Source organism: Campylobacter sp. 2457A (assembly GCF_020135895.1).
In the GTDB taxonomy this organism is placed as follows: Bacteria; Campylobacterota; Campylobacteria; order Campylobacterales; family Campylobacteraceae; genus Campylobacter_D; species Campylobacter_D taeniopygiae.
On sequence record NZ_JACHTO010000004.1, the window covers coordinates 40,185 to 56,258 of the forward strand.

Genomic DNA, 16,074 nt, shown 5'->3' on the forward strand with positions numbered 1-16,074 from the left:
CAGCAAGTATCTTTCCTTTAAATTTTATTTTCAGTTTCAGCTAATGAAAAATCATATTTAATTCCACCTATTGGGTAAAAATTAAATACAAAATAAACTCCGCTTTGATTTTTAGCAGTAATTCCAGCACTTGTAAGCTGTGGATCAATTCTTTCTCTATACATCAAAGAATAATTCCAACATTTTCTTTGGAAAGTATATCCAAATTCCCACATATTTGCATGTGCTCTTTGAGTGTCAAGCCAAATTCCTCCAAATAAATTGTAATTTGGTGTTATGATATAATTTGCGTGAGTTCCTATGAAATTATATTTACCATATTCGTTATTTTGATAAGCATGAGAAAAATTCCAATTAAAATCAAAATTAGTGCTAAATTCGATTTGATTGATAACATTGGTAAATCTTTGCTCTTCATAAGAATAAAATGTTTCATTGCTTAAATTGATATAATCATTATAGTAATAAGTTATTAAATTTTTTAATTGATCAAAGTGGTGTTGTTTGCTTAAGTATTCGAGATTGAATTTATGTTTTAATTTTTTTTGACCCAAATCATTGTAGAAATATTGAACTGTATAAAAATTGATCTGATCGTCTTTTTGAGTGGTGGATTCTTCAAGATAATTTTCGCTAATATTTCCAGATTTTGCCCCAAGCAGTGAATATTCTAAGCCAAAATTTAAAGTATGAAAAAAATATCCATAATTTTTTGAAAGATCTGTATAAAAATTAAAGCTATGGGTATTTTGAAAATAGTGTTCATGATCTTTTCTAGGATCATGGGTGTAATTAACAAAAGAGGCAAAAAGATGCTCTGTAAAAGTGAAATGAAGTAAGTCATTAAAAAAAGCATTATGGTATGAAATTGGCAATTCTAAATTAATTTGATTAGCATAAGGACCTACTTGGCGATAAAAATTATGAAAGCTTGCGTCAAAAGAATAACGCAAACGCTCATCAAATAAATTATTTAAAAATCGGTGATACTGAAAGCTTGGATATTCTTGCAAGGTTGATTTATTGTTTAATTTAGAGGTATCAATATAGTATTTTCCATAAGCTCCATAATAATTATTTTCATCAGCTAAAAAATAATTGACTCTAGAGGTGACTAATGAATTAAGATCGTAAGTATCTTTTGAGCTAAGATTAAAATAATCTATATCATTAATATAAATTCCATCAATCCATAGCCCTTCTTGAAAATTATCCCCCAATAAAGATTTAACTAAATCATCCCTAGTATATTTTAGTTCAATACCAGCATGAGTTTTATTTTTTAAATTTTCTTTGTGATAATAAGAAGATTTTTCTCTAAAACCTCCGAAATTAAGTTCTCCCATGGAATAAGGCGAATCTACAAATCTTAAAGTAGAGTAAAGTCCAAAACCTCTATTGGTTCTAATTTGAGGGTTAAATTGTAAGTCCCAATTTTCATCTGTTGCTATATAAATAGGTTGTTCATAGTATAGACCTTCGCCTCTTTTTAGAACAATTTTAGGGATTAAAAGTCCGCTTTGTCTGTGTGTATCAGCACTAAATCCAAAATAAGGCAAATAAAATATAGGTATATCTTTAACATATAATCTTGCATTATATAGATGAACAAAATTATTTTTTCTATTTAACCAGCCTTTGGAAAATCGAATTTCCCAATCTGGATCTTCAACATTACAACTAGAAACTGAAGAAATTTTGCTTTCAAAAACTTTATCATTTAAATAACTTTGTTTGCTTTGAAACCAAACTTCTAAATTGTTATTAGAAAAGAAAAAATTGTCAAAATGTGCTTCATTGGAGTTTAAATTTATTTTTGCATAATTTGAATGCGATCGTTCATTTTGTCCTCTTAAAATATTAACATCACCAAAAAGCTCTATATCTCCACTTTTTTCGTTATATATTGCTTTATTTGCAGTGATGAAATAAAAATCTGAAAAGATAACTACATCATTTTTTGCTGTGAGTATATCTCCTTCTTTCTTTGCATTTAGCGCATAAATATCAACTTGTGCTGCATTTAAAGCAATATTTGTAAAACATAAAAATAAAAATTTACGCCACATTGACCACTACTGTTTTTGCTGCATAATCTTCCCATGTTTTACGCAAATCATTGCCTAAAGCCCATGCAAATCCTAAAAAAAATGCGCTATTGCTAAGCTCACTAACACTAGCTCTTATGCAACTTTGAATTAAGTTGGGTTTATCTAAAAGATCTTCATCTAAAATGATTATCTTACATATCATTTTTCCTAAACTTGCACCGTATAAATAGGTAAAAATGATTTGATATATCAAGTGAATTAAAATAAAGCTAAAGCTGAAATTACGTGATACTTCAATCATTTCCATTAAATCTTTTGCTTGAGATAAAGGAGTATAAAAGATGATATAAATAATAAAAGAAAGGATAAAATTATCTATAAAATAAGCTAAAACTCTTTTTTTAAAACTAGCAATACTTAAATTTTCACGTTCTAAACGAGTGGCTAAATCTTCTTTCATTGGATAACCTGATAAGCAATATCTTTTCTAAATTGTTTTCCTTTAAATTCAACATTTTCACAAAGCTCATAAGCCTTTTTTTGTGCTTCTTTTATATCTTTTCCTACACCAACGCAGACTAAAACACGCCCTCCATCGGCCATTAATTTATCATTATCTAAGCTAACTCCAGCATAAGAAATATGGGTATTTTCTGGAATATTTTTTATAGAGATTTCTGTTTTTTTAGAACTTTTATATGGGTAATTTTCACTAGCACAAACAACTCCGACGGCGTATTCTTTTTTTATATTGATTTTTGTATTTTTTAAACGTTTTTGGGTTGTGGCTAAAATTAATTCCAAAGGATTTTCAATTAAAGGCATTAAAACTTCGCATTCTGGATCGCCAAAACGCACATTAAATTCTAAAACATAAGGTTCTTGATTGACAACCATAATTCCTATAAATAAAACCCCACTAAATTCACTACCTTCTTTTTTCATTCCAGCTAAAGTAGGAATAATGATATCTTTTTTGATTTTTTCAAGCAAATCTTCACTGGCTAAAGAACTAGGTGCATAAGCTCCCATTCCACCGGTGTTTGGACCTTTATCTTGATCAAGAAGTTTTTTATGATCTTGAGCTGCAGGTAATAAAACAAAATCATCCCCATCACAGACTGCAAAAATACTAAGTTCAAATCCATCTAAAAATTCTTCTATTACTATGAATTTTCCAGCATCTCCAAAACTTTCGCCACTAAGCATTTTAGAAGCTGAGTCAATAGCTTCTTCATGAGTTTGTGCGATAATCACTCCTTTTCCAGCACACAACCCATCTGCTTTTACAACTATAGGTGGTGTTAAGGTTGAAATAAATTCTTTGGCTTTTTCTAAATTATTGGTGTTTAAAAATTTAGCCGTTTTAATTTGATATTTTTGAAGAAAATTTTTCATAAAGGATTTTGATGTTTCAAGCATAGCAGCAGCTTTGCTTGGTCCAAATATAGCAAGATTATGTTGTTTAAAAATATCTACAATCCCTTGGGCTAAAAAATTTTCACTTCCTACTATACAAAGATCAATTTCATTTTCTTTTGCGTAATTTGCTAATTCTAAAGGTTTTTCAAGATTGATATTTGTGCCAAGACTTTTGGTTGCACCATTTCCAGGAGAGAAGAAAAAATCTAAATTTTGATCTATATTTTTTAAAGCTAAAGCGATAGAATATTCTCTAGCACCGCTGCCTAAAATCATTATTTTCATTTATTCTCCTTTAATAAAACCCAAACAGCCGCTATTAAAGTTGACCCCAAAAAGTCAAAAGAAAACCGTTAGGCGATTTTTAAAGGCTGCAACTTCTCACTTCTTTCGAAATTCAAACGACGCCACAGACACGGTAAACCGCACACTCACAGTAATTAAAAATGTGTTGGATCACTAAAAATTCGCGTACCGTTTAGGCATGAAATTATAGCTTAATTTAGCTTAAACTTACGTTTTAAATAAGCTTAAATTTGGTTTTTCCTGTTTTATCAAAATGTTTTCCTTGTAATATAATATCTGCCACACTTTCCCAAACGTGCTTTTCGTCAATATAAACAATATCAAAAGTATTATCACGCATTAAGGATTGATAATTAACTTTTTTAGGAGCATATTTTACGATATAATAAGGATTTTGAGCAAAATTTTCAATTTTTAATTTGCAAAGCAAATCCAAATCTGAAGTGACAACTAAAAATTTTCTCCTTTGTTCCTTTGCGATTTTTTGAATATAAATTAAAAGTTTTTGATCGAATGGATTAAGAGTTGATTTATTTAACCTGCTTAAATAATGCTCTGCAAAAGAAAGAGAACAAAAAGAATTTTCTATATTAGCCATTGAAAAATAAGAATTTTTTACCCCTGAAGATTTTATTGATAAATGCCAAATTTTAATATCCATAATTGTAGCACATAGATTAAGCCCTGTAACTATTTTTTTAAAAAGTTTTTCACGAGAAAGTTTAAAAGCATTTTCAAAAATATTATAATTTTTTTTATAAAAGTCTTCCTGAAGAGCTTGTAATCTTTTAAGTGAGGTTTTATAGCCTTCTGATTCTTTTTGAAGATTTTCTAATCTTTCTTGACGTGCTTTAATTTTTTCTTGATCGGGATTGGCCGCTTTAGATTTAAGATTAATTTCAGATTGTAAGGTTTTCATTTGAGCTTCAATGGATGCGAGTCTATTCTTTTTGGTGTCTATAGTTGCTATAAGAGCTTGATAATGACACTGTAAAGATAAAAAAGTTTCGTTAAAAATTTTAGTTATATTAGGCTTACGATCTGCAATTATTTGTTTATAAGAATTTTCTAGGTGCATCATAATGCTTTTTAAGGCATTAAATTGAGTTTGGTCAATAGAATTATCCATGAAAATAAGGGTATCATAAGCCTTAAATAAAAATCTTTTAATGATTACATAATCTAAAATACATGGAATATCTTTTTCATCTTCTAAATTTGTTTGTAAAGTTTCTACAGATAAAATTTCGTGAGCAAAATATTTTTGTATAGCTTGAGGAATGGTAAAAGATAAAGGAATTTTCTCAATAGAATCAAAATCTATGGTTCTATAAAGTTCTGTAACATAAGCACTTCTTCTTGAATTTTGCAAATCTTCCAATTCATCATCATCATTTGTTTTCCAAAAATCATTTTCTGTAATAAAATCTCCTTCTTTAAATTCTTGAAATTTAGAAGGTCTTATACTTGTAATTGTTTTATTAACAGGTGCAGGTGCTCCATTTGCATTTTTATTTTCAGCTGAAAGAGTTCTAAACTCCACAAACATTCCAACTGTAGGCATACTTTTCTTATCATTCCAAATTTGACGATTAAAATCAAAAAAGGTATTTGCTGAATTTGTAACAGTCCCTCGTCCTGTAGAGTCCATATAGATAGCTATCTTTCCGTGCATATTTCATCCTTGAAATGTTTTAAAAGGATATTTTAACCTTATTTTTATAAAATTTTAATAATAGATTTAAGATTTTTATTATTAAAATTCACATTAATTTCACATATTTTTTTATAATTATTATTTTTTTTAGGATATTTTATTTTTTTAAAGGATAATTATGTTTTTTTATTATTATTTAAAAAATCCTAAACAAGTGGGAGCTTTGTGTCCTAGTTCTAAAAAATTAAGAAAAGCAATCACTCAAAATATAGGTTTAGAAAGTGTTAAAAATATAGTTGAAATAGGACCAGGAACAGGAGCATTTACAGAAGCCATACTTCAAAGAAAACATAAGGATGCTAAATTTTTTGCGATAGAAATTAATGATCAAATGGCACAAAAACTTTCTAAAAAATATGAAAATTTAGATTTGCAAATTGGAAATGCCGAGAATTTAGAGTATTTTTTATATCAAAGATCTATGTCAAATGTAGATGTTGTAGTTTCTGGAATTCCTTGGGCTTTATTAAAAAATCATGAACAAGAAAAGCTTTTAAACGCAATTTATAAAAATTTATCCAAAGGTGGATATTTTACCACTTTTGCTTATATAATTCCAAGCCCTTCGAGTAGGGCTTTTCGTTTAAAAATATTTGAACTTTTTAGTGAAGTTAAAATTTCAAAAATAGTGTGGCAAAATATCCCACCGGCTATAGTGTATTATTGTAAGAAATAATCACTCCCATTCTATTGTTGCGGGTGGCTTGCTTGATATATCATAAACTACGCGATTGATTCCTTTTACTTCATTGATAATACGACGACTGATATTTTCTAAAATTTCATAAGGTAGATGTGAAAAAGTTGCGGTCATTCCATCACTTGCATCTACAATACGCACACAAATAGTATTGTCATAAGTGCGATTATCTCCCATAACGCCGACACTTTTTACATTTAAGAGCACACAAAATGCTTGCCATGTTTTATCATACCAACCAGTACTTTTTAATTCTTCAAGTAAAATAACATCTGCTTGTCTAAGTAGATTTAAACTAGGGCGATTAACTTCACCCATAATGCGTATGGCAAGGCCAGGTCCAGGAAAAGGATGACGATAGACAACTTCTTTACTTAAACCTAGTTCCAAACCTAAGGTTCTTACTTCATCTTTAAAAATTTCTTTCAAAGGTTCGATAAGTTTTAGATTCATTTTTTCAGGTAAGCCTCCGACGTTGTGATGACTTTTAATAGTCTTGCTAGCGCCGATGACTGAACTTTCAATGATATCGGTATAAAGAGTGCCTTGAGCGAGATATTTAACATCGCTATGTTTTTTTGCTTCTTGTTCAAAAACTTCTATAAAGGTGTTTCCTATGATTTTTCTTTTTTGTTCAGGATCGATTACTCCGGCTAAACGACTTAGAAAAATTTCACTCGCATCAATGCTTATAAGATCTGTTTTTAGTGTGTTTTTAAACATAAATTCTACTTGTTCACGTTCGTTAGCGCGTAATAAGCCATTATCTACAAAAACAACGATGACTTGTTTTTTAATCGCACTTGATAAAAGTGCTGCCACAACACTACTATCAACCCCACCACTTACAGCACATAAAACTTTATCATTTCCAACTTCTTCGCGAATTTTTTCTGTTTGAGTTTTAGCAAAAGAGCCCATATTCCAAACACTTTCGCAATTACAAGCGTATTTGGCAAAATTTTTCAAAATGTTTTTACCAAATTCGCTGTGCTGAACTTCTGGGTGAAATTGTAAAGCAAAGAATTTCTTTTCTTCATTAGCAAAGACGCAAAAAGGACTATTTTCACTCGTTGCTAAAACTTCAAAGCCTTGAGGTAAATTTTCTACTTTATCAGAATGACTCATCCATACGGTTTGTTTTTTAGGTAAATTTTTAAATAATGCACTATCTTTTTGAATTTCTATGGTTGCTTTTCCATATTCTTTGTGTCCTGCTGGAGCAACACTAGCGCTAAAATGATGTGCCATTAGTTGCATACCATAACAAATTCCAAGAATAGGTAAGCCCAAATCAAAAACACCTTTGTCGCAAAAATAAGCATCGGTTGCATAAACACTTGCTGGACCACCGCTTAATATAATGCCTTTAGGTTCTTTTGCTTTAATATCAGCTAAGCTTACATTAAAGGGTAAAATTTCCGCATAAACCCCTTGTTCTCTTAATCTTCTAGCGATTAATTGTGTGTATTGAGAGCCAAAATCTAAAACTAAAATATCTGCTTTTTTCATTATATCACCACCTATTGAGTTGTTCATATTTTTTAATGCTTTTTATAGAGCCATTTTGTTCATAAGTCGTGTATTGTGGATCGCCTTTATATCCACAAGAGCACAAAAAAATTAAGAAAAAAAATGATAAAATTATTTTATGGTAAAAATTCAAAATCAAAAAACGATTAGAAATGTTAGCGCTATTGTTAATGATTTGATGAGTAAATCTCATTATAAACCTTTAAAAACCTTGTTTTTTTGTAAGGATTTTTTAAATTCTTTACCACCCGCAAAGCAACGTTTAATAGCTAGGATTTATATAAAAAATGATATTTTAAATATCATTACTTCGCATCCTGCAGGCTTTCAAGAATTAAATCATGATAATAGCAAAATTTATATTAAAATTCTCATAAAAAAATACGCCCAAGTGTATCCTTTAAGTGGTTTTTCAAACATAAAAGATATCAGAGTGATGACGCAAAAATATAGCTTTAGTGTTAAAAAGGAAGAAAATATCAAAAAAAATCCATACATAGAATTAAGTTTAGGCTGTTTTAAAAATACTTTAGAAAATAAAGTGTTAGCAAATAAATTTGAAGAATTAAGGCAAATTATAAAAAATGCTTGAAAAATCATCCAAAAATATTTTAGAAAAAGAATTGCAAACCTTACCTCAAAAACCAGGTGTTTATCAGTATTTTGATCAAAATGGAAAACTTTTGTATGTGGGCAAGGCGAAGAATTTAAAAAATAGAGTTAGGAGTTATTTTATCTTTCGTCCTAAATTGTGTGCAAATAGTAAAAATTCTTTAAGAATACAAAAAATGATAGAAGAGGCAGTTCATTTAGAATTTATCACAACCAATTCAGAAGCTGATGCTTTAATTTTGGAAAATTCTTTTATCAAGCAATTACATCCAAAATACAATATACTTTTAAGAGATGATAAAACTTACCCTTATATCTATGTTGATTTTAATGAAGATTTTCCACGTTTTCAAAGCACAAGAAAACTTATAAAAAAAACTAAAATTAGATATTTTGGCCCCTTTTTTAAAGGAGCTAAAGAGCTTTTAAATGCCCTTTATTTGTATTATCCTTTGAAACAAAAAGCAAATTGTAAAAATCCTTGTATTTTTTATCAAATTCATCGTTGTTTAGCACCTTGTGATAATGGAGTTACTCAAGAAGAATATAAAAAAATCCTAGATAACGCTATTAATGCGCTTTTAAATCCTAGTATTTTAATTAAAAATTTAGAAAAACAAATGCTTAGTCTAGCTCAAAATGAAAATTATGAAGAAGCAGCTAAGGTAAGAGATCAAATTGCTACCATTAAAGATTTGGAGGTAAAAATCCAAATTGATATTGCTAAATTGGAGGATTTTGAGATTTTTGCGGTTGCTTTTAAAGATTCTATGCTTTCAACGATTCGTTTTGTGGTGCAAAATGGAAAGATTATCAGTGTAAATTCTAAAACAACTCTTTTAAAAAATGCTTTAAGTTTTGAAAAAAATGAAATTTATAAACAACTTATTTTAGAGAATTTTAATACCGATACGCCTTTAATAGCTAATACTATTTATACTTATGAAGAATTTGACGATAGAGAGCTTTTAGAGGAAATTTTAAGCAAACGCTTTGAGAAAAAAATCAGTATCAAGATGCCAAAAATAGGGGAAAAAAGAAAAATTTGTGATCTTGCTTTTGAAAATGCACTTTTAAATATAGAAAAAGAACAAAAAAATAGCAATTTTAAAATACAAAAAGAGATTCAAGAATATTTTGAACTTGAAAATTTTCCAAATCATATTGAAATTTTTGATAATTCTCATTTACAAGGGATTGCAAATGTCGGAGCTATGGTGGTTTATAAATTTGGAGCATGGGATAAAAATTCATATAGAAAATTTCATCTTGAATATAAAAATGATTATGAGCAGATGCGAGAAGTTTTAACGCGTAGGGCTTTGGATTTTCAAAACAACACCCCACCTGATTTATGGCTTATAGATGGTGGAAAAGTTTTATTGGAACTAGCAAAAGATATTGTTTTAAGTAGTGGTGCCAATATAGATATTTTAGCCATTTCTAAAGAAAAAATTGATGCAAAAGCGCATAGAGCTAAAGGAGGCGCTAAAGATAAAATTCATTCTTTTAGTGGCGAGTTTTCTTTGAGTGTGGATGATAAAAAATTGCAATTTTTGCAAAAATTAAGAGATGAGGCACATCGTTTTGCTATAAGTTTTCATCAAAAAACAAAGAAAAAACAAGATTTAGAAAGTTCCAAATTGGTTAAATTGGGCTTAAACGTAGGAGTAATACATAAACTTTTAGCTTATTATGGGAATTTTGAATCTATCTATAAAGCAAATTTTGATGAACTTTGCACTCTTATAGGTAAAAAGGCAGCGCAAAAATTAAAAGATATAAAATGAAATCAAGCTTTGTAAAATCGGATACCTGCAAGATTAATGATTTTTACTTCATTTTTTTGGATTAATTCTTGCAAAAGAATTTTAGAACTTTCATTAAAAGTGTGTTCTACATCGATTTGACTTTGTGCTCTTAAATGAAGAAATTTTAGCAATTCTTCTTTATTTAAATCAAGTTTTTGTTCTTTATAATTTCTTTTTGCTAAAAAAACTGGCGCGCAGGTGATTAATTTTGAAAGCTCATAAAGTTTTTCTTCACCAATTGATTTGACTGGATAAGATGGAGGCCGATCAATAGTGCTTAGATCAATTCTTGTTGGTGATATTGTAGTTAAAGCGTTATTAAGAGCTATAAATTCTTCTTCATTGTCATTTAGATCTTTAACTGCTAAAATTTCCATTATAAGATCGCCTTGAAATTTTGTTTTAAATTCTGCCATTTTTTGTATCATTAATTCTAAATTGATATTTTTTAAAGCTCTATCTATACGATAAAAAGTTTTAGAAATGGCACTATCTAGACTGAATTTAACCACATCAAGTTTCAATAAACTTTGAAATTTATTTTGATCAAGTACGGCCGTGCCGTTGCTTAAAATAAGAAGTTTTTTATTCTTAACGATTTGACGCAAAGAATTAATTAATTCATCCAAATGAGGATAAAGACTTGGTTCACCATTAGCAGTTAGTGTAAGAAAGTCAAATTCGATACCTTTATCCATAGTCATTTGAACTTCTGAAATGATTTGTGCAACTTCTATAATTTCATCTTGTTTTTCTTGCGCTTTTTTAGCTTCAAGTTCGCAATAGACGCAATCAAAATTACACTGTTTTTTACTCGGGCTTAAATCAATTCCTAAAGATCGCCCAAAGCGTCTAGAACTTACAGGTCCGAAAACAACTTTCATTTGGCCGAGCTTTCTTGAACGAGCTTGATAAAATATTTAGCATTTTCAACAGGGATATCCGGTAAAATTCCATGTCCTAAATTGAAAATATGGGCTTTATTTTTCATAGTTTGCAGAATTTGCCCCACACTTTCTTTAATGGAGTTTTTATTGTATAATCTGCAAGGTTCCATATTGCCTTGAAGAGTATATTTGTGTGATAATTTATCTCGTGCTAATTCTAAAGGAGTGCTCCAATCAACCCCAAAAACATCAAAATTTCCATCGATTTTATCTAAATAGCCACTGATTCCTTTAGGGAATAAAATAATAGGTATATTAGGATATTTATTTTTAATAAAATTAGAAATTTCAAGCATATATTTAAAAGAGAAATTAAAAAATTCACTATATTCTAAAGCACTTGCCCAACTATCAAAAATTTGCACAGCATTAGCTCCTGCTTTGATTTGTTCTTCTAAATATAGTTTTAAAACTTCTGTAAGATTTGATAAAATCAAATGCAAAAGTTCGGGGTTTTGATAAAGCATTTTTTTACATTTTGCGTAGTTTTTGCTTCCGCCACCTTCTATCATATAAGTGGCTATAGTCCAAGGACTTCCACAAAATCCTATAAGTGCTTTATCTTTTGGAAGTTTTTCTCGAGTAAGTTTTAAGGCATCATAAACATAATTTAATTTTTGATGAGCTTTTTGAGTATCTAGTTTTTTTAAATCTTCTATGCTAGAAATTGGATCATCAAATACAGGCCCCTCTCCTTTTTCAAAACGCAAATTCATTCCCATTTCAAGAGGAACGACTAAAATATCTGAAAAAATAATCGCTGCATCCACTCCTAAAATTTCTACAGGTTGCAAACTCACTTCAGATGCTTTTTTGTAATCTTTACATAAAGAAAGAAAATCTCCTGCTTGCTCACGGACTTGCATATATTCAGGTAAATAGCGTCCGGCTTGACGCATCATCCAAATAGGAGTATAGGGTGTTGGTTTTTTAAAACAAGCATCAATGAAAATCATAATTTTCCTTTATTTTTGTAAAATTATAACAAAAATTATTGAAAATTAAATCACTAATTTTTATATCTACTTTATACAGAAGATCCTACAGGAGCTGAAAAAGTATTGAATAAATTTTTATTATTCTTTTCTTGTTTTTTACTAAATACGGTGGGACTATTTTTTGCATGATATTTTTCTTGAGCTTGTATTTGCATATAGCTTATATTTTCTTTAGTTTTAAGATTTAGATTATTATTTATTGAGGCTTGTTTTTCTAGATTGGAATTAAGCTTTTGCTCTATCTTTTCATTTATTTGAGTGCTTATTTTTTCTTTAGTTTGTTCTTCAAGTTTTAATCTTAAATGTTCTTTATATGCTTCTTCATCTAGAACTTTTTTCTTTTCATATTCTCCAGTTTTTTTATTTAGGACAAGCTCTTCTTTATATTTTTTCATTTTAGACTCAACAAATTCCTCTACTTCTTTAAGTAAAGTTTTAAACGAAACATCCCATAAAGAATTTTTATCTTGCTTAGTAGTTTTGGAATTTTGACGAGAATTATTGAAATTCTCGTTTATATAATTTGAATTTATTTTCACACTTAAATCTTTTTACTTGCAGCATTTCCTGCGTCTATGGTTGCAAAAAGTTTATTGAGTAAGGTTTCTTCATTTTTTTTATATTGATCTTCTCTCATTTTTTGCCACGCATAGGATCTAAAATCTTCTCTAATAGCTCCAAGATCTAGGTCTTTATTGCTAAATTCACTTGAAGTTGTTTTTTCTTTATCTTCCTTTTTTTCTTTATTTTTGACTTCATTTAAATTAGCTTGAAATTCATCTGCTGAAGAAGTTTTTTCTTTAATTTTAGTTGTGCTAAAAACAGCGTTGGATATTTGTTTGGTATTGTCTATGGTCATTGCTTTCCTTTAATTTTTATACATTATAAATACAAGCAAATTCTATTCCACTTTTCTTTTAAAGTGATTATAGTTAATTTTATCTTTTGGAAATACTGATGTAAAAATCAAAGCAGGTAAGACAAAAATTGATGCAAAAAGTGCGTTAAATTCGATACCTATATTTGTTAAAACAAGACCTCCTATAAAACTTGCTAAGGCTATACCTACATTAAAAGCTGCTTCATTCACACTGATGGTGCTATCCATTATTTTATGTGTGTGTCGTTTAGCTTTTGCAATGCTTAACATTTTTAAAGCCGGTATGGTTGAAAAAGAAAAAAATCCCATCAAAGCGATATTTAAAATAACTAAAATTGGAATATAAATCGTCCATAAAAAGTTTAAAAATACAAAAATTTGTATGCTTAAAATTAGTCTCAAAGAAAAAATAGCACCTTTTTTATCTACCATTTTTCCACCCCATAAATTTCCAAAAATAGCACATATTCCATATAGGAGTAGAATATAGGTTGTATTTTGTTCTTTAAATCCACTTATATCTACGAGCAGTTTTTGCAAATAGGTATAAAGAATAAATTGCGCACCGCAACTACAAAGGGTGATAGTGTAAGTTTTAAGTAAATTACGATGCGAAAAAGCTGGTGCAAGGTTTTTTAAACTAGTAGGATTAGGATATAAATTTTTAGGCATCATATGCCAAACTCCTAAGGAGGCAAAAACTGTAATGATAAAGATCAATAAGAAAATAAGTTTAAAGCCAAAATGATATCCTATGAAGGTTCCTAAAGGGACACCTGTAACAAGTGCAACTGTAAGCCCTGTCACCATAATAGCTAAGGCACTAGATTTTTTTTCATTTGGAGTTATGCTTGAAATAGCAAGTGTAGCAATAACAAAAAATACACCGTGTTGAGTTCCGGCAATAAAACGAGCAAAAGCTGTTAAATAAAAATTATTACTAAAAAAGATTGTTAAATTGGCTAAAGCAAAAATTCCAAGATTAATCAAAAGTTGTATATGTCTATAAAAATGGCTTAAAGCAATACTTACAATAGGAGCTCCTATAACAACTCCTATAGCGTATAAGGTTGTAAGATAACCAGCAGTTTTTGCATTGATTTTGAAATAATGTTGTACATCAATTAAAACTCCAGCCATAACAAATTCAGTTACTCCCATACAAAAAGCACTTAAGGCTAAAGCAAATAAAGCTTTTTTATAATTTTGCATTTTTAGACTCTTTATCAAGTTTAATTTGGTGGTATCGTATGCTAAATTTAGCAGCTTCAAAGTAGCTTTGAGTGTTAATTTTCATATTTTTATAGGCTTTATCAAATGCGGTTCCATGATCAACACTAACGCGAACGATAGGTAAATTCAAACTTACATTGATACTTTTTTCAAAATATAAAGCTTTTAAAGGAGCTAAGGCAAGATCGTGATACATGGCAATTAAACGATTGCATTTTTTTAAACTTGATCGAGTAAAAGCGGTATCAGCAACTAAAGGATAAGGTAGGTAGATTTCTTTTCCTTTAAAATTTTGAGTCAATTCTTTTTGTAAATTTTCGTCTTTTAAAGCTTGATAAAAAAATTTCTCATCTCGTTTTGAGTGCAAATAAGCATTGACAAAACTGATGGCTTTGATCATAATTTCTTCTTCTTTTCCACCTATAACTCCATAGTCTCCAGCGTGAGGGTTAAAACTTAAAATTCCTATTTTCTTAAAATGAGTTTGTTCATAAAAATTCTTTAAAAAGATACTTAATTTTTTAAAAGTGATTTTTTGACTCACCTTTGCTAGTGGAATATGTTCAGTAAATAATCCCACAAAGAGTTTATCACAACCTAACATCATAATAGTATCTTTTTTGAAAAAAGATCTTAAAGCGTCTGTGTGTCCTTTATGGCTTATATTTGCTAATTCCCAAGCTTTTTTATGTATGGGCAGGGTTAATAGGGCATGTGCATATTTTTTAAAAGTGAAATAACTTGCAGCTTTAAAACTTAAGAAAGAATAAAGTCCGCTTTTATCATCAATCTTTCCAGGGCTTATAGTAAAATTTTCATTGACTTGAAAATTTAAGGGCAAAGAAAAGCAATAAATTTTTAATCCATTTTGACTTTTAACTAACTCAAAACTAAATTCTTGACTCTCTTTAAAATAAACAATATTGGCATTTGAAATATTTAAATTGAGCAACTTTAAAGCTTGATATAATAATTTTTCATGGATAAAATAATAAGGTTCGCAAATTTCACATAAGCTTTCATGAGAGCGTATTAAAATTTCAGGACCTATTCCATTAAGATCGCCAATGCTAATTGCAATTTTTGTTTTCATCAATAAGAGCTTTCATTTCTAAAATGGCTTTTTTAAGTCCCACAAATACGGATCTTGCTATGATGCTTTGGCCTATATTTAATTCACAAATTTCATTCATCTTTACGATTTCTTTTACATTTTTATAGTTAAGTCCATGTCCAGCAGCAACTTTTAAGCCAAGTTCTGCTCCTTTTTTAGCGCAAAGTTTTAATTCTTTTAATTCTTCTTCTAAATGATTTTGAAGTTTTTTTCTATCCATTTGCAATTCTTTAAGTGCAAAAGCTGTATGTGAGATATTGGTAAAAAGAGCATTATGTAAATTCGCATAAAGTCCTGTATGAAGTTCTACAAAATCAGCATTTAATTCATAAGATTTTTCAATATCATTTAATTTTGGGTTGATAAAAAGAGAAACTTCTATATTTTCATTTTTGAGTCTTTGGATGCTTTTTTTTAGATCGGGATGGTTTAAATTTAAGCCTCCTTCTGTGGTAAGTTCCTCTCTTTCTTCTGGCACTAAAGTAACGCGTGAGGGTTTTAGAGTAAGGGCTAAATTTAAAATTTCTTCATTAATGGCACATTCTAGATTAATAGGGCTTTTGCAAAAATGGATAAGATTTTTCAAATCAAAATCTTGAGTATGGCGACGATCTTCTCTTACATGTAAAGTGATTTGATCTCCAAATTTTGCTACGATAAATGCTGCTTCTAAAAGATCAGGATCATTAACCATTCTTGCTTGTCTTAAAACAGCAATATGATCGATATTTACACCCAAAAGCATAATAA

General features: G+C 29.2%; 15 protein-coding genes. 3 read left to right on the top strand and 12 right to left on the bottom strand.

The window, feature by feature from the left end; genetic code table 11:
• Positions 1-17: 17 nt before the first annotated feature.
• The 4 genes from H2280_RS02220 to H2280_RS02235 form a co-directional block, all read right to left on the bottom strand.
• Positions 18-2,069, bottom strand: coding sequence for an LPS-assembly protein LptD (locus H2280_RS02220; protein WP_337215537.1), 2,052 nt, complete (start codon positions 2,067-2,069; stop codon positions 18-20).
• Positions 2,059-2,511, bottom strand: a complete 453-nt coding sequence (locus H2280_RS02225) for an RDD family protein (RefSeq protein WP_137623957.1) — start codon at positions 2,509-2,511, stop codon at positions 2,059-2,061. The genes H2280_RS02220 and H2280_RS02225 overlap by 11 nt, the downstream gene beginning before the upstream one ends.
• Entirely contained in the window at positions 2,508-3,758 is a 1,251-nt protein-coding gene (gene purD, locus H2280_RS02230; RefSeq protein ID WP_337215538.1) for a phosphoribosylamine--glycine ligase, read from the bottom strand. Before purD ends, H2280_RS02225 begins: the two co-directional genes overlap by 4 nt.
• Before the next feature lie 235 nt (positions 3,759-3,993).
• A complete protein-coding gene (locus tag H2280_RS02235; RefSeq protein WP_337215539.1) occupies positions 3,994-5,454 on the bottom strand; it encodes a hypothetical protein in 1,461 nt (486 codons plus the stop codon).
• A 160-nt stretch (positions 5,455-5,614) separates the two neighbouring features.
• On the opposite strand from H2280_RS02235, the gene H2280_RS02240 reads away from it, so the two are divergent.
• A complete protein-coding gene (locus H2280_RS02240; RefSeq protein ID WP_137623960.1) occupies positions 5,615-6,172 on the top strand; it encodes a class I SAM-dependent methyltransferase in 558 nt (185 codons plus the stop codon).
• On the opposite strand, the gene guaA is transcribed toward H2280_RS02240, so the two are convergent.
• Complete coding sequence (gene guaA, locus H2280_RS02245) at positions 6,173-7,708, bottom strand: glutamine-hydrolyzing GMP synthase (protein WP_137623961.1); 1,536 nt, start codon at positions 7,706-7,708, stop codon at positions 6,173-6,175.
• 139 nt (positions 7,709-7,847) lie between these two features.
• Here guaA and H2280_RS02250 point away from each other — a divergent pair, with 139 nt between their 5' ends.
• Together H2280_RS02250 and uvrC are read left to right on the top strand one after the other, a co-directional pair.
• Positions 7,848-8,321 (top strand): hypothetical protein, encoded by a 474-nt coding sequence (locus tag H2280_RS02250; protein ID WP_337215540.1) that lies wholly within the window; start codon positions 7,848-7,850, stop codon positions 8,319-8,321.
• Entirely contained in the window at positions 8,314-10,131 is a 1,818-nt protein-coding gene (gene uvrC / locus H2280_RS02255; RefSeq protein ID WP_337215541.1) for an excinuclease ABC subunit UvrC, read from the top strand. Before H2280_RS02250 ends, uvrC begins: the two co-directional genes overlap by 8 nt.
• A 2-nt stretch (positions 10,132-10,133) precedes the next feature.
• Here the strand turns inward: uvrC and H2280_RS02260 are convergent, their stop codons facing one another.
• The 7 genes from H2280_RS02260 to H2280_RS02290 form a co-directional block, all read right to left on the bottom strand.
• Entirely contained in the window at positions 10,134-11,036 is a 903-nt protein-coding gene (locus H2280_RS02260; RefSeq protein ID WP_337215542.1) for a radical SAM protein, read from the bottom strand.
• Complete coding sequence (gene hemE / locus H2280_RS02265; RefSeq protein ID WP_337215543.1) at positions 11,033-12,055, bottom strand: uroporphyrinogen decarboxylase; 1,023 nt, start codon at positions 12,053-12,055, stop codon at positions 11,033-11,035. Before hemE ends, H2280_RS02260 begins: the two co-directional genes overlap by 4 nt.
• Before the next feature lie 71 nt (positions 12,056-12,126).
• The gene (locus tag H2280_RS02270; RefSeq protein ID WP_337215544.1) at positions 12,127-12,636 is read right to left on the bottom strand and encodes a hypothetical protein; all 510 of its coding nucleotides are present in this window, start codon (positions 12,634-12,636) and stop codon (positions 12,127-12,129) included.
• Between the two features lie 2 nt (positions 12,637-12,638).
• Positions 12,639-12,956, bottom strand: coding sequence for an invasion antigen CiaC (gene ciaC / locus H2280_RS02275; protein WP_337215545.1), 318 nt, complete (start codon positions 12,954-12,956; stop codon positions 12,639-12,641).
• 42 nt (positions 12,957-12,998) lie between these two features.
• Positions 12,999-14,189, bottom strand: a complete 1,191-nt coding sequence (locus H2280_RS02280; RefSeq protein WP_337215546.1) for an MFS transporter — start codon at positions 14,187-14,189, stop codon at positions 12,999-13,001.
• Positions 14,176-15,303 (bottom strand): 4-hydroxythreonine-4-phosphate dehydrogenase, encoded by a 1,128-nt coding sequence (gene pdxA, locus H2280_RS02285; protein WP_337215547.1) that lies wholly within the window; start codon positions 15,301-15,303, stop codon positions 14,176-14,178. The genes H2280_RS02280 and pdxA overlap by 14 nt, the downstream gene beginning before the upstream one ends.
• On the bottom strand, positions 15,281-16,069 hold the full coding sequence (locus H2280_RS02290) for a pyridoxine 5'-phosphate synthase (RefSeq protein WP_337215548.1): 789 nt from the start codon (positions 16,067-16,069) through the stop codon (positions 15,281-15,283). Before H2280_RS02290 ends, pdxA begins: the two co-directional genes overlap by 23 nt.
• Positions 16,070-16,074: the final 5 nt, after the last annotated feature.

Bases quoted from the DNA above. Each gene is read 5' to 3' on its own strand.
- H2280_RS02220 (WP_337215537.1), bottom strand. From the start codon at position 2,069: ATGTGGCGTAAATTTTTATTTTTATGTTTTACAAATATTGCTTTAAAT.
- H2280_RS02225 (WP_137623957.1), bottom strand. From the start codon at position 2,511: ATGAAAGAAGATTTAGCCACTCGTTTAGAACGTGAAAATTTAAGTATT.
- purD (WP_337215538.1), bottom strand. From the start codon at position 3,758: ATGAAAATAATGATTTTAGGCAGCGGTGCTAGAGAATATTCTATCGCT.
- H2280_RS02235 (WP_337215539.1), bottom strand. From the start codon at position 5,454: ATGCACGGAAAGATAGCTATCTATATGGACTCTACAGGACGAGGGACT.
- H2280_RS02240 (WP_137623960.1), top strand. From the start codon at position 5,615: ATGTTTTTTTATTATTATTTAAAAAATCCTAAACAAGTGGGAGCTTTG.
- guaA (WP_137623961.1), bottom strand. From the start codon at position 7,708: ATGAAAAAAGCAGATATTTTAGTTTTAGATTTTGGCTCTCAATACACA.
- H2280_RS02250 (WP_337215540.1), top strand. From the start codon at position 7,848: ATGGTAAAAATTCAAAATCAAAAAACGATTAGAAATGTTAGCGCTATT.
- uvrC (WP_337215541.1), top strand. From the start codon at position 8,314: ATGCTTGAAAAATCATCCAAAAATATTTTAGAAAAAGAATTGCAAACC.
- H2280_RS02260 (WP_337215542.1), bottom strand. From the start codon at position 11,036: ATGAAAGTTGTTTTCGGACCTGTAAGTTCTAGACGCTTTGGGCGATCT.
- hemE (WP_337215543.1), bottom strand. From the start codon at position 12,055: ATGATTTTCATTGATGCTTGTTTTAAAAAACCAACACCCTATACTCCT.
- ciaC (WP_337215545.1), bottom strand. From the start codon at position 12,956: ATGACCATAGACAATACCAAACAAATATCCAACGCTGTTTTTAGCACA.
- H2280_RS02280 (WP_337215546.1), bottom strand. From the start codon at position 14,189: ATGCAAAATTATAAAAAAGCTTTATTTGCTTTAGCCTTAAGTGCTTTT.
- pdxA (WP_337215547.1), bottom strand. From the start codon at position 15,303: ATGAAAACAAAAATTGCAATTAGCATTGGCGATCTTAATGGAATAGGT.
- H2280_RS02290 (WP_337215548.1), bottom strand. From the start codon at position 16,069: ATGCTTTTGGGTGTAAATATCGATCATATTGCTGTTTTAAGACAAGCA.